This is a genomic window from Bacillus cereus group sp. BcHK124, from assembly GCF_027712065.1.
GTDB lineage: Bacteria > Bacillota > Bacilli > Bacillales > Bacillaceae_G > Bacillus_A > Bacillus_A pacificus.
The window spans coordinates 1-12,838 of record NZ_JAQFPJ010000005.1 but is presented as its reverse complement, the minus strand read 5'-3'; the positions used below and the strand labels follow the sequence as shown (position 1 = coordinate 12,838).

The window sequence follows — 12,838 nt, the reverse complement described above, 5'->3', positions numbered from 1 at the left end:
ATATAGAAGGGAATATATGAGAGGGGGTATATTGTGAACATATTAAAAATTATAGGAATTGTTGCAGGAGTCATTATAGTAGCTGTTATAGCTTTCTTTGTTATTATGAATTACTATTTGTCAAAAGAAGATCCTGATTATGTATTACAGTACATAAAAGAACATAAAGAAGATGAAACATGTTCATTATTTATTAAAAGAAATGGAGAAGTAGTAACATCTATAAATGAAAATGTAAAATTACCATTAGCGAGTATGGCAAAAATCGTAATAGCAGTTGAATTTGCTAAGCAAGTGTCAGAAGGAAAGATAAGCCGAGATGAACAAATTTCATTACAGGAGCTAGAAAAATATTACGTTAAAAACACTGATGGTGGAGCGCATCCTGACTGGTTAGAAGACGCTGAAGCTAGAAAGTTAGTGAAAAATGGACAAATCGCTTTAGAAGAAGTCGCTAAAGGTATGATTCATTATAGTTCTAATGCAAATACGACATATTTGTTAGAAAAGCTTGGAATAGAAAGTGTAAATGAAAGCATAAAAGAGTTAGAGCTTACTAGTCATGATAAGTTTACTTCTTATACGGCTGCACTATATATGAGAGGATACGTAGAAAAAGAACTTCATGTGCCAGAAAATCAGTCATTAAAAACGTTACGTAACATGTCAAAAGATGAATATAATAAACATGTGTTACAAATACAGGAATGGATGAAAGATGAAGAAGAATGGAAAAAACGGGATATTCCATTAAAAGTAGATATGGAATTCCAACGTATTTGGTCAGATCGATTAGTGGGTGCAAACGCTAAAGATTATATGAGTATAATGGAAAAGATAAATAGTAGAAAGTATTTTCCAAAATCAATGCAAGAAGAAATCGAGAACATTTTCCAAGGAACAGTTAAAAATAGTAAGTTCGAATATGCTGGTCAAAAAGGTGGTTCTACCGCATTCGTATTGACAAAAAGCTTGTATACTACAGATAAGAAAGGGAATAAAGTAGAAGTTGTCATTATGTTTAACGATATAGAAGATCAAGTTGCATATCAAAAGCTGCGAAATAATATAGATTATTTTATTCGAGACATTATAACAAGTGAGAAATTTAGAAAAAAATTATAATAGAATAATTTTATTATGTAAACAAGATGCTATTAAAGGTAGGTGTTGAGATGAGGTTGAGGGAGTATATGCTTGAAACGTTTCCAAATTTAGAACTTAGACCACCTCTATTTTATAATGGGGATATTGGTATTCGCTTTAAATTAGGTGTGAACTATGATTGCACTAATATTTATGAAAACTGTCCATATTTAGAAGGCGTTTATAATAGAGCCATTACTTTATTTCAGTCTTTACATTCCAAAACAGACGATATTTATATTGTAGTGGATGTAAATGATTTTGCAGACGGTGAAACTTTCAAACACAAATTGAATATCTTTTCTAAGTATGTAAAAGAGAAGTCTGATTTGTTTAAGTTACAGAAAAATACAATCCCTTATGTTTTTCCAGAAGATGATGAAGATGGATTGTATAAAACACATAGATTTACTTTGAAATGTAAAGTTTCAGACTTGAAATACATTCCTATGCTAAAAGCAATTTGTAATCAAGATATGGGAATCAAACCGCGTATTTTTCATATGGTGTATTTCATAAATGTTAACAAGAATACTATATTTCACATTTATGATGATAGAGGTTGTGATGTATTAGCTACCTCTCCTAATACAATTAGGGATATGTATCATACATATAATGATTGGATATTAGATTACGATCGAAATAAAATCGATAAAGTATTTAATTGAATGTAGTCTATTTTAAATGAGGGAAACACCATATGGGGTGTTTCCCTTTTATTAATATGAAAATCAACATTTAAAATTGACAGCACTTATTATAAAGGTAAAGGGATTTGATAATAATGTATTGAATTTGGGTAGAAACGGAAAAAGGAGATGAATAAATGACAACAATATATTTCGTTCGCCATGCCCATTCTACCTATACAAAAGAAGAACGGGAGCGACCTTTATCTGAAAAAGGACAATTGGATGCAGAGAATGTAACACACTTATTAAAAGATAGACATATTGATGTAGTGATTTCTAGCCCGTACAAAAGAGCAATTCAAACTGTACAAGGAATTGCGAATACATATGATGTATCGATACAAATAGAAGAAGATTTACGAGAAAGGTTATTAAGTTCAGAGTCAGTAACAGATTTTAATGATGCAGTCCAAAAGGTGTGGGAAGATTGGGATTTTGCACACGAAGGCGGAGAATCGAATGATGTAGCGCAAAGGCGTGCTGTAATATGTATGCAAAATATATTAAAAAAATATAAAGATAAGAATATTGTAATAGGAACTCATGGGAATATTATGGTATTACTCATGAATTATTTTGATTCAAAATATGATTTTCGATTTTGGAAAACAATTCGTATGCCTGATATATTTAAGTTGAATTTTCATAATGAAGATTTAGTTTCTTCCGAAAGGATAGAGAATACGGGTCATCAGATAAATAATTTGTAAAAGTTTATCAAAAAAAGAGGAAAGAGAGATGTTATTGTAGAAGTATGACTTTGTAACATAAAAAATATATGTTAAAGGAGGCTGTTTACATGTTTGAGAAAGAGAAAGAAGGGCTTATTGAAGTTCACAACGTATATGAAATTGCACCAGCAGATGGAACAATTATAGGTATGGCAACGGAAGAAGAAATGGAAATTGCTGCTGAGCTAGAGCTGCAGTACTATGCCCATTCTCGTTTGTTAGAAACAAATATTCAGTTAGACGGTTCCTCCTACAAAGAGTTACTTCAGGAGTTCCAGGAGTACGAAAGAAAATCAATGAGCTTTTGGCGAGCAATACATAAGCGTTTAGCTGTGCCATGGGCATGGGTATTACGTATTGACGTTGCGAATGGTCCTATATATGTAAGTAATGGGAATTCGTATTACGAAGAAATCGATGATGAAGAAGATTACGAATAGATAAGTAAGGAAGCAGCTTTAGTTGCTTCCTTTTTTTATTTTTAGGGAGTGAACAGCTTCAATGATAATATCTGGTCGGTCATTTTCTATTCCGTGACCAGCATGTTCAGCAAGTATATATTGGCTGTTTATTGAGAGTTGTAATTGTTCATGAATCAGTTCTTGCCACATTGCTTCAAGTTGTGTCGCTTCCTCTTTTTGCATGCCGCCCTCAGTCAACTGAGTAATAGAATATTGAGGGTGTCTACCGATAACGATTAAAGGTACTTCTAATGTTTTATAGAGTTCTTTTATTGAGCGAGCACAATTTTTCCACTCCGATAGTTCAGAAGCTGTCGCTTTATATAATGTAGGAGAGGTAGAAAATTCAATTTGCTGTCTTGATTGATCGGCTAGCATAGTCTTTAGTTCATTAGAAAGCATGTCTACATCCATTTTGGAGTAGGTATTATATTTTTGAAGCCACATATCATCCGAATCAGTCTGATCAGAAATTGGTAAATGAAGTTCATCTAATCTGTGTAAGTTCATAGAAGTAGAATCAACTAAAATAAGTGATTGTAGCTTATTTTCATATAACATCGCAAAATGTTGTGCACATAAACCTCCATAGGAATGACCGATTAGAATGATTGGTTCGTGAATATCTAGTTTTTGTAGTAACATATGAAGTTCTTTTGTTGTTTGTAATGTAGTACGTGAATGATTCCTTAGTTCACTTTTTCCGTAACCTGGGCGATGGTAGGAAACGACTGTAAAGTGCTGTGAAAGCTTTTCTATAATAGGAAGCCAATCATAAAATGAGCAAGTCATTCCGGTTTGAATGACTACAGTTTGTTTACTACTTCCTTTCATATATACTTCTATAGTTTGCCCCAATACCTCTACAAATTTATAAATAGTAAACCCTCCTAACTAAGATTGAAGTAATTTTTGACAAGCGAAAACAATACACCAGACACCTATACCGAATAGGACAGATGTACTAAGTGCAAATGAGTTTTTTAAACCGATATAAACGATAAATAATAGTAGTGCGGATGCAGGAAATCCATATAATACACCTAAAGCAAATTGACTTAATTCTTGTTTATTCCCGCCTTCGAAAGAAATCCAAAATAGGCTCAGTAAACTTACGAGAGGAAGGGCAGCAATAAAGCCGCCAATTGTACTGTAATGTTTAGCGACTTCGGTAATAACGCCGATAATAAGTGCAGAAACGATTACTTTAACGAGGAAATGCATACTTTGCCTCCTTCGCTAATAATGAAAAAGCTTTTTCAATTAATTGTTGTTCTTCTTTTGATAACTGTGATTCTAATATTTTTATCTTTTCTTTATCTAGTAAAGTATGCTTTTCTAATACTTCAATGCCTTCTTTCGTTAAAGTAAGGTTCACAACTCTTTCATCTTGTTTGTTTCTTTCTTTCATGATAAATCCTTTTTGAATAAGGCGCTTTACGTGTTCAGATGCTGTGTTATGAGAGAGAGTAAGCTCAGTAGCGACTTTTCCAATTGTTATTTCTTTCTCACGAGAAACGATTTGTAAAATACGAATAGCTTGGTGAGAAAGATTGTCTTCATATTCATATCGTAAGTGATAATAAATGTTCTCCCAATGCTGATTGATGTCTTTCATAATAATAAATCCTCCTGTTTTTATATCGTATATTAAGATATATTCGTTAGTGTAGAAATAAAATCCTTTTATTTGGATAAAAAATGTTGAAAAAGTTTATTTTTATTGAAATATAAGGTAATCTATGTGTAAAGGTATACATTTAGCAAGAGAGAGGATGATAGCTGTGAATACATTCAAATGGATGAGTCATGAACAGATGTATGTAGATGAAATACATGTTGAAAAATGTGGTCCTCTTTCAGTCGGCGTATATGGGGGAAATCAAGAGAGTGATGCATATGAACGAGGAGATGCGGTGCTTGCTTGGTGGGATCCGGAATTACAATTTGAATTTGTTATGATTTTTGATACACACCACAAAACAAAAAATATTGATTATATAATAGAAGCCATTTCAGAAAGAAAAGAGAAACTAAAGGAGTTATTTTCCTACCCGATACATTTAGCTTTTCATCATACACATATGTACTTATTAGCATTATTTACAGATGAGTTGTTTATTGAAAAATGTGATCAAGATGATGAGGAACTTGCATGCTTAATTTGTTTGCGAAAAGGTGAATTTTTATATTGGTTATCAGTCGGTGATTGTTTCGCATATTTATTCCATTCTGAGAAAACGAAAAATGGTAAAGGGCGATTAAATAAACGGAAGAATTACGAATATATTGGTAGGAAAAATATTTTTGCAGCAAATACACCTTGTTTTACGTCAGGTGTAAGAGGATTAGAAAAAGGAATGAATCACATCGTAATGGCAACGGACGGTATTTTAGAGTGTGATAAACGAAGGTTTGATGATGATCAATCTTTAGTAGAAATATTGCACGACGGAAGTTGCTTACAGATTGAACCAGTATTAACAAATGTACTGCAGTGGAAAGGTAGAGATTGCGCCACAATTATTGGATGGTCCATTGACACTGAAAATAAACGATGTGCCAATTAATATAAAAGGAGTTCAAGGTTTTTATCCTTGAGCTCCTTTTTGTTAAGCAATATGGATGTGATACGTTTTTAACCATTCGTTAACTTGTAGCATGTATTCCATAGCACTTCTTGCTTCGAAATTGTTAATTTCTTTATTACTTCCATCGGCAATGGCAAGTAATGTGGAATGATTAATAAGTGAGAAAATAGGGTTGTTTTTATTACTACACATTTCAAGTGTTAAATTCCGGATTGTTTGTAAATAATGTGGGTCTTGTGAAGTTGGATAAGCACTTTTTCTTCTATTACGTACATCGTCAGGTAAAGCAGGTTTCAGTGCTCTACGTAAAATGCCTTTTTCAATATTATCAATGCTTTTTATGTTGAAAGGAACGTTCCATAAATATTCAACTAATCTATAATCGCAAAACGGTACACGAACTTCAAATCCTACAGCCATACTCATACGGTCTTTACGGTCAAGTAAGAACGGAAGAAATCTCGTTAAAAATAAATAAAACATTTGACGTTGTTTCGCGGATTTTTTACTTTCACCTTCAAGAGTAGGTACTTCAAGTATCGCTTCTTGGAATCGTGTATCAATATAGTTTTCTAGATTACATTGGTTACTTATTTCATGTAGTAGAAGAGGAGATGTATTCTTCCAATTTGTTAGCCAAGGAAACTTATCGACATATAGTAATTCTTCTTGATGAAACCAAGGGTATCCACCGAATACTTCATCAGCAGATTCGCCGGATAAAGCTACGGTCGCATCTTTTTTCATTTCGCAAAATAGTAAATATAGTGAAGTTTCCATTTCGCCAGCACTCGGTAAATCTTTTGCACGGAGGGGAACGAATAAGTGATTAGCTAATTCTTCAGCATTCACAATAATATCATGATGAGATGTCCCTACATGTTCAGAAACGCGTTTTACCCAAGGAGCGTCTAAACCAGTGCGAGCAAATGTCAGCTCGAAATCTTTTGCGCTATTTACAAAGTCAACGGAATACGTATGAAGTGTTTTATTTTCAGCAGCAAATTCTTTTCCTGCTAGTGCAGTAATACCGCTAGAATCTAATCCTCCTGATAACATGCAAACGAGAGGAACATCGGCAATTAATTGTCTTTTTACTGTATCTTGTAAAATAGATAAAATATGTGATGATGTATCTTCTATAGAATCTGTATGGACCTTACTTTCTAAATTCCAATACTTCGTAACTACTTTTTTATCACGTGTAAATGTTATAGAATGTCCGGCACGTACTTCTTGAATATGTTTAAAGACGCCACATCCTGGAGTTCGAAACAACCCTAATCCAAATATTTCATTTATGCCATTCGCATCAATTTCAGCAGGAACAGATGGATGAGCTAATAATGCTTTTATTTCAGATCCAAAAATAATACTGTCATTTCTTTCTGTATAAAAGAGCGGTTTTACGCCTAAATGATCACGTGCTAAAAACAGTTGTTGCTTCTGATCATCCCATAAGGCGAAAGCGAAAATGCCGTTTAAATGTTGCACGCAGTCTTCTTTCCATTCTAAATAAGCATGTAGTAATACTTCTGTATCTGAATGCGTTTCAAATGTATGACCACATTTCCTTAGTTGTTCTCTCAGCTCACGGAAATTATAAATTTCTCCATTATACGTAAGAGCATACGTATAATCACCAGTACGAAATGTCTTCGGTTGCGTTCCGCCTTCTGGATCAATTACGATTAACCGACGGTGTGCAAAGGCCGCACGAGGTGAAAACCAAAACCCTTCAGCATCCGGACCGCGATGCTGAATACTATTTGCCATCTTTTTTAAAATAACATGTTGATTTGAAAGGTCTTCTTTCCAATTTACCCAACCTGTAATTCCACACATACACATCTCATCTCCTAATTTTAAATAGTAGGTTAACGAAATAAAATGTACACTAAGTTAAAGAATGACTATATAAATAGTGTACTACATGAATCAAATTACAGACTTGAGAAAATTTTCTTTGGATGCATAGTTATGTGAGACAATGGCTAAGGGAAAGTATTCCATTACATATAAAAAATAATAAAAAGATGAGAGAAAATATTTTTTTAGACGTTATATAGGGTGTAAAAGCTTTTACAAAAAAATAAGGGGAATCGCTACATGAAATCAAATGAGAAAAATTATATAAAAAGATTACAGCGACAAAAAGAAGATGCGCTAGAATTTGTTGTCGATACATACTTACCGCTCATAAAAGGAATAACCCACAAAGTTCTTCTTCCGGTTCAAAATGATGGACTCATAGAGGAATGTGTAAACGATATATTTCTTTCCATATGGAATAACGCAAATAAATTTCATGGAGAACCAAATGATTTTAAAAAATGGATTGCGGCAATTGCGAAATTTAAGGCGATTGATTATTACCGGAAGGCAACTAAAAAAGTAGAGATTATTTCGGATGAGTTTCATATTAGTACGGAAAAGTCAGCAGAAGATGAATTAATCGTTATGGAAGATAGGGAAGAGTTATTGAAGCTTATTAATCAATTAGAACCGTTAGATCAAAAGGTGTTCATTATGAAATATCTTCTTGGTATGAAGACAGAAGAAATAGGAGACAAGTTAGGGTTAACTCGGGCAGCGATAGATAATCGTGTGTATCGTGGAAAAAAGAAACTACAACAAAATGCTACGAATATTAGTTTTGGAGGTAGTGTAATATGAAAGACATTTATGAACTATTAAATGATATTGATATAGATGAAAAAGAACTTGAGGAAATTGAGGCTTCTGAAATTGAAAAAGAAAAAGTGAAGCGTAATGTAAAACAATCGATACGAACAAAGAAAAAGATGAAAAGTTGGAAAAAAGGCGTTGCTGCTGCATCAATTTTAGTAGGGTTATCAGTTGCAACTCTTGGTATCGGTTTTCCTACATATGCCGGGGGATTACCAATAGTAGGTGACATATTCCGATTTTTAGATAATGGTAGAACAGGGGTATATGAAAATTATAAAGAGTTTTCGACTGAGCTGAATATGACGCGAGAGAGTAATGGGGTTAAGGTTACCATTAATGATGTAATTTCTGATGGCAGAACATTATCTATAACGTATTCACTGGAAAGTGAGCAAGACTTAGGAGATGATCCTATCATATTAGGCGGATTGGATATAATGGACGCTCATGGTAGTTCAGGAAGTGGAAAAATGACTAAAGTTACTGAAAAAAAGTATGTAGGTATGGTAACAACGACGCACCATGATAGTAATCAAAAGGACAAAGTAAACTTTAGATGGAATATAGAGGGAATAGAGATGCCAGATAGGAAAAAATCAATACAAGGTAATTGGAATTTCGCGTTAACTGTAAAATCAGTGGATAGTAAAGAGAGAACAATTGGTGGGAGTTCGGAAAAAGAAGGTATAAAAGCAAATATGGAAAAGGTCGCAATATCGCCAGTTTCATTTATTCTTTATTACAATCAAGAGGTTTCTAAGGGCGCGAGGAAAGAATGGGATAGTGTAGATGTTGAATTGACGGTTAAGGATGATTTAGGGAATATTTATTCGGGTGAAGGAAATGGGGGAAGTGGCAACGATCCTTACAATATCCATTGGAGTTCCACATTCCAAAAGTTAAACGAAAATGCAACAAAGCTTATCGTTACACCTCGTGTACACTTGCGAGTGCATACATCTGAAAATCATGGTGGAGTAGAGTATGTGAATGGAATCGAGAAGAAGATTGAAGTACCAAAAAAAGAAGCGAAGAGCAAAGATATTGTTCTAGATGATATCGTAATTGATTTAAAGAAATAGAAGAGAGACTGCCTAAAACTATTAGGCAGTCTTTTTTTCGTTAAGAACTAGTGACAAGTAGTGCATGCGGATGCTGCGTTTTATATTCCTCTTTCCAAGGAATATTTAGTTGTTCCCACGATTCGCCGCTATCATTGGATTGAAACACGCCATTGTTATTTAAAGTGTAAAATGTGTGTGGTTCGGCTTCGTTTGTCGCAAACATCGAAATGACTGTACCAATTGCAGAGGGTAGTCCTTGCTGTACTTGCTGGAACGGAGTGTCTTTCGTTTTACGATAAATATAAGATTCATAAGGAATACGGTGATGAGCGAGATCTGCACTCGGTGCGGCAGAAACGAGAATTGTATTACAATCAGCTGGATCGATAGCCATGCTATATAAGTAATGATGCTCAAGTCCGTCACTACATGAAATCCAGCTGATTCCACTGTTATAACTTTCAAGGTATGCACGATCAGGTCCGCCCATAAATCCGTCACCACATGATGCATAAAGACGATTTGGGGCTTCAGGGTGCATAAGTAATTGATGAGCATCGATAGGAGCACCGAATTTTTTATCAATCCATGTATGGCCTTTATCGTTACTTTGAATAACAGCACCAGCTTCAATTGAAACGTGGATTGTATTTGGATTGTTTGGATCAACTGTAATCCAGCGTACGTGATGAGTAAAAGGTCTAGGCGGGAAAGCCCACGTATAAGAAGATAATAATGATTTCATATTTTTCAGTTCCGTCCATGTTTCACCACCATTTTCTGAACGGAATAAAGCGCTCGGTTCTGTGCCGACATAAACGACGCCATAGCCGTTAACTTGTTCATTCGGGCTTATCGTAATGGAAGTGATCGAAGAATGTAAAATACCATCTTCTTTTGGGAAATCAAAGTAACGATAAGAATCTCCAATTGGTCTCCATGAATCTCCGCTATCGTCACTTAACCAGAGACCTCGTCCAAAAGTGCCGCAATATACACGATTCTTTTGAAATGGATCAACAGCGATACAGGTAGGTTGCATATTTTGTAAGTGATACGCTGCTTCATAGTTACCGTATCGTTCTTTCACTACAACAAGTTCACGTTCCATACAGAGAAATAAACGTTTCATTTTCGTAACCTCCTTAAAAATTCTTTCATTAGTAAACAATATGAATCTGAAAAAGAAGTAGTCTTATTTTTTATTGAGAAAAAGGACTTGTTTGAAATGTAGCGAAGTGTGTATACAGAGGAAGCGGGATAAAGACGGGGAGTTTGTTTCATACTAACATATAGATATTGTACGTAAAGGAGTATAAGTATGGGACATTCACATGATCACGGTCATTCTAACAATAAAAAGGCACTACTAATTGCTTTCGTATTAACGACAAGTTTTATGATTGCTGAAGTTATTGGGGGATTTGTAACAAATAGTTTAGCACTACTATCTGACGCGGGGCATATGCTAAGTGATGCGGTATCTTTAGCTTTAAGTTTACTTGCGTTTAAGCTCGGAGAAAAAACAGCAACAACTGCGAAAACATATGGATATAAGCGAGTCGAAATGTTAGCGGCATTATGTAACGGTGTCGTTCTTATTGTCATTTCAATATACATTTTTATTGAAGCAATTCGCCGTTTTAAAGAGCCAGTTGAGATTGCTAGTAATGGGATGCTCATCATTGCTGTACTTGGTCTGCTTATTAATATTTTGTCAGCTTGGATATTAATGAGAGGCGGAGATGTGAAGGGCAATTTAAATTTAAGAAGTGCTTTCTTACACGTATTAGGAGATCTATTAGGGTCAGTCGGAGCGATAATTGCTGCGTTACTTATTAAGTTTTTTGGATGGACTGCTGCAGATGCGATTGCTAGTATTCTTGTGTCTATTTTAGTCATTATTAGTGGATGGCGTGTAACACGTGATACGGTCCATATATTAATGGAAGGTGCACCACAGCACATAAATGTGGAAGAGGTAAAAAGTACATTATTAAATATTCTGGTTGTAAAAGAAGTTCATGATTTGCACATATGGTCTGTCACATCGGATTTTCAAGTATTAACTTGCCACTTAATTATTAAAGGAAATGAAACACAAAGTGTATTAAAAGAGGCTACGGATGTATTAAAAGAGAAATTTCATGTAGAACATGTCACCATTCAAGTAGAAATAGATGGTGAATTTAATCATAGTGGGACAACTTGCAAAGTATGAAAGAAAAAGGATAAGAAAAAGTGTCATAACATTTTTCGCGCGGCATACATATATATAATGTGGCCACAAATACTTTGTAAGGTAAATATTTCATGAAATTACTTTACTTATAAAGAGTCATCTTTTATAATCAAAAGTGGTAATTGATAAAGATTATCATTTTCAATGATCGTAGAAAGGAGTTTTTTAAAAGATGAGTAGTCAACTCCGTTTTGCTGTTGAAAATCGTAAGAGGCATTTAATTGATGAGTTAATTGGAGCAGGTGTGTTTAAAATTCGTGACCGACAATTATACGAGCTGTCTTTAGAGGAATTGGAAAAAGAGTACGAAGATATGGAAGATTATGCAGATATTCAGGCATAGCTATATATATTAGTAAAAAGAGAGCTGGTTACGATTTTGTGTAGCCAGCTCTCTTTTTATCCCGCTATTTGCCGGGCAGTAAGACCCCCACCTCAAAATTCAGCGGAAGGAAAGAAGTTAGGTGAGGGATCAACAAAACCCCCACTGATTAAAGTTTCACTTTATTTCGTAGAAATTATTTTTTGTATTTCTTTCATTGGACGGAGCCAGTTTTGAGTCATCATTTGTTCCATTTGTTTTTCATCCTGCTTCTGTAATGCTTGAATGATAGAGTGATGTTCTTCAATAGATTGACTTGCTGGAACAAAGTTTTGGAAAAACAAATATTCAAGGCGTAAGACGTGAAGTTGCATATTTTCTAGAAAGGGTTCAATATATTGATTTTTAGCAATAGAAGAAATGGTATTGTGAAATTGTATATCTAGTTGTAAAGCTTGTTTTGTGTTTTGTTTCTCTATAGAGCACTGAAAATCATCATTTATTTCAGAAAGTAGTTTCAAATCAGCGTCTGTAATATTTTGAAGTGCTTGTTTTCCTATAATAGAGTGAAGACCAGCCATCGTCTCATAAATGATCGGAATGTCGTCTAACTGAATAGGAGCAATTTTTGTTTTTTGTCCAGGTACCATTTCCACTAATCCAGAAAGCTCTAATATTTGAAGTGCTTCTCTTACAGGTGTTCTGCTTACTCCTAGTGCTTCAGCCAGTTCCCCATCATTAATTTTTTCATTGGGCTTCAGTACACCTTCAATAATCCAATCTTGTAGTTGATTTAAAACGAGTGATTTTGCTGAAACTGAACTGTACCCCGAATCATGGACACTTAAAAAAAGCCCCATGATTCGGGGTTTTTGTGTATTTTTATCAAAAAACC

15 protein-coding genes are annotated in these 12,838 nt (G+C 34.4%); 9 read left to right on the top strand and 6 right to left on the bottom strand.

Annotated elements, in window-relative coordinates; all coding sequences use genetic code 11:
• Positions 1-33: 33 nt before the first annotated feature.
• The 4 genes from PDK19_RS09910 to PDK19_RS09895 all read left to right on the top strand — a co-directional run bounded on the left by PDK19_RS09910 (position 34) and on the right by PDK19_RS09895 (position 3,012).
• Complete coding sequence (locus PDK19_RS09910) at positions 34-1,125, top strand: serine hydrolase (protein WP_270707041.1); 1,092 nt, start codon at positions 34-36, stop codon at positions 1,123-1,125.
• 50 nt (positions 1,126-1,175) lie between these two features.
• Positions 1,176-1,817: a DUF3885 domain-containing protein gene (locus PDK19_RS09905; protein WP_001239358.1), complete on the top strand. Its 642-nt coding sequence runs from the start codon at positions 1,176-1,178 to the stop codon at positions 1,815-1,817.
• A 158-nt stretch (positions 1,818-1,975) separates the two neighbouring features.
• Positions 1,976-2,551, top strand: a complete 576-nt coding sequence (locus tag PDK19_RS09900) for a histidine phosphatase family protein (protein ID WP_000208296.1) — start codon at positions 1,976-1,978, stop codon at positions 2,549-2,551.
• 89 nt (positions 2,552-2,640) lie between these two features.
• Positions 2,641-3,012 (top strand): hypothetical protein, encoded by a 372-nt coding sequence (locus PDK19_RS09895; protein ID WP_000461771.1) that lies wholly within the window; start codon positions 2,641-2,643, stop codon positions 3,010-3,012.
• An 18-nt stretch (positions 3,013-3,030) separates the two neighbouring features.
• Here the strand turns inward: PDK19_RS09895 and PDK19_RS09890 are convergent, their stop codons facing one another.
• The 3 genes from PDK19_RS09890 to PDK19_RS09880 are packed head-to-tail and all read right to left on the bottom strand — an operon-like array spanning position 3,031 to position 4,651.
• Positions 3,031-3,867 carry an alpha/beta hydrolase gene (locus tag PDK19_RS09890; protein ID WP_370530086.1) on the bottom strand — a complete coding sequence of 279 codons (837 nt, stop codon included), beginning with the start codon at positions 3,865-3,867 and terminating at the stop codon, positions 3,031-3,033.
• A 60-nt stretch (positions 3,868-3,927) separates the two neighbouring features.
• Positions 3,928-4,257 carry a DUF3147 family protein gene (locus PDK19_RS09885; RefSeq protein ID WP_000545637.1) on the bottom strand — a complete coding sequence of 110 codons (330 nt, stop codon included), beginning with the start codon at positions 4,255-4,257 and terminating at the stop codon, positions 3,928-3,930.
• Positions 4,241-4,651, bottom strand: a complete 411-nt coding sequence (locus PDK19_RS09880; RefSeq protein ID WP_000651918.1) for a MarR family winged helix-turn-helix transcriptional regulator — start codon at positions 4,649-4,651, stop codon at positions 4,241-4,243. Before PDK19_RS09880 ends, PDK19_RS09885 begins: the two co-directional genes overlap by 17 nt.
• Before the next feature lie 124 nt (positions 4,652-4,775).
• On the opposite strand from PDK19_RS09880, the gene PDK19_RS09875 reads away from it, so the two are divergent.
• Positions 4,776-5,603 (top strand): protein phosphatase 2C domain-containing protein, encoded by an 828-nt coding sequence (locus PDK19_RS09875; protein WP_166702381.1) that lies wholly within the window; start codon positions 4,776-4,778, stop codon positions 5,601-5,603.
• Positions 5,604-5,645: 42 nt separating this feature from the next.
• On the opposite strand, the gene asnB is transcribed toward PDK19_RS09875, so the two are convergent.
• Positions 5,646-7,469, bottom strand: a complete 1,824-nt coding sequence (gene asnB / locus PDK19_RS09870; RefSeq protein ID WP_000334015.1) for an asparagine synthase (glutamine-hydrolyzing) — start codon at positions 7,467-7,469, stop codon at positions 5,646-5,648.
• A gap of 264 nt (positions 7,470-7,733) precedes the next feature.
• On the opposite strand from asnB, the gene PDK19_RS09865 reads away from it, so the two are divergent.
• Positions 7,734-8,300: a sigma-70 family RNA polymerase sigma factor gene (locus PDK19_RS09865; RefSeq protein WP_000840043.1), complete on the top strand. Its 567-nt coding sequence runs from the start codon at positions 7,734-7,736 to the stop codon at positions 8,298-8,300.
• The gene (locus PDK19_RS09860) at positions 8,297-9,397 is read left to right on the top strand and encodes a DUF4179 domain-containing protein (protein WP_049113222.1); all 1,101 of its coding nucleotides are present in this window, start codon (positions 8,297-8,299) and stop codon (positions 9,395-9,397) included. Before PDK19_RS09865 ends, PDK19_RS09860 begins: the two co-directional genes overlap by 4 nt.
• A gap of 40 nt (positions 9,398-9,437) precedes the next feature.
• Here the strand turns inward: PDK19_RS09860 and PDK19_RS09855 are convergent, their stop codons facing one another.
• Positions 9,438-10,511, bottom strand: coding sequence for a WD40/YVTN/BNR-like repeat-containing protein (locus PDK19_RS09855; RefSeq protein ID WP_074568174.1), 1,074 nt, complete (start codon positions 10,509-10,511; stop codon positions 9,438-9,440).
• Positions 10,512-10,700: 189 nt separating this feature from the next.
• On the opposite strand from PDK19_RS09855, the gene PDK19_RS09850 reads away from it, so the two are divergent.
• Together PDK19_RS09850 and fbpA are read left to right on the top strand one after the other, a co-directional pair.
• Positions 10,701-11,600 carry a cation diffusion facilitator family transporter gene (locus PDK19_RS09850; RefSeq protein ID WP_270707037.1) on the top strand — a complete coding sequence of 300 codons (900 nt, stop codon included), beginning with the start codon at positions 10,701-10,703 and terminating at the stop codon, positions 11,598-11,600.
• A gap of 193 nt (positions 11,601-11,793) precedes the next feature.
• Positions 11,794-11,964, top strand: coding sequence for a Fur-regulated basic protein FbpA (gene fbpA, locus PDK19_RS09845; RefSeq protein ID WP_000098301.1), 171 nt, complete (start codon positions 11,794-11,796; stop codon positions 11,962-11,964).
• A 161-nt stretch (positions 11,965-12,125) separates the two neighbouring features.
• Here the strand turns inward: fbpA and PDK19_RS09840 are convergent, their stop codons facing one another.
• Complete coding sequence (locus PDK19_RS09840) at positions 12,126-12,803, bottom strand: GntR family transcriptional regulator (RefSeq protein ID WP_270707107.1); 678 nt, start codon at positions 12,801-12,803, stop codon at positions 12,126-12,128.
• Between the last annotated feature and the right edge of the window lie 35 nt (positions 12,804-12,838).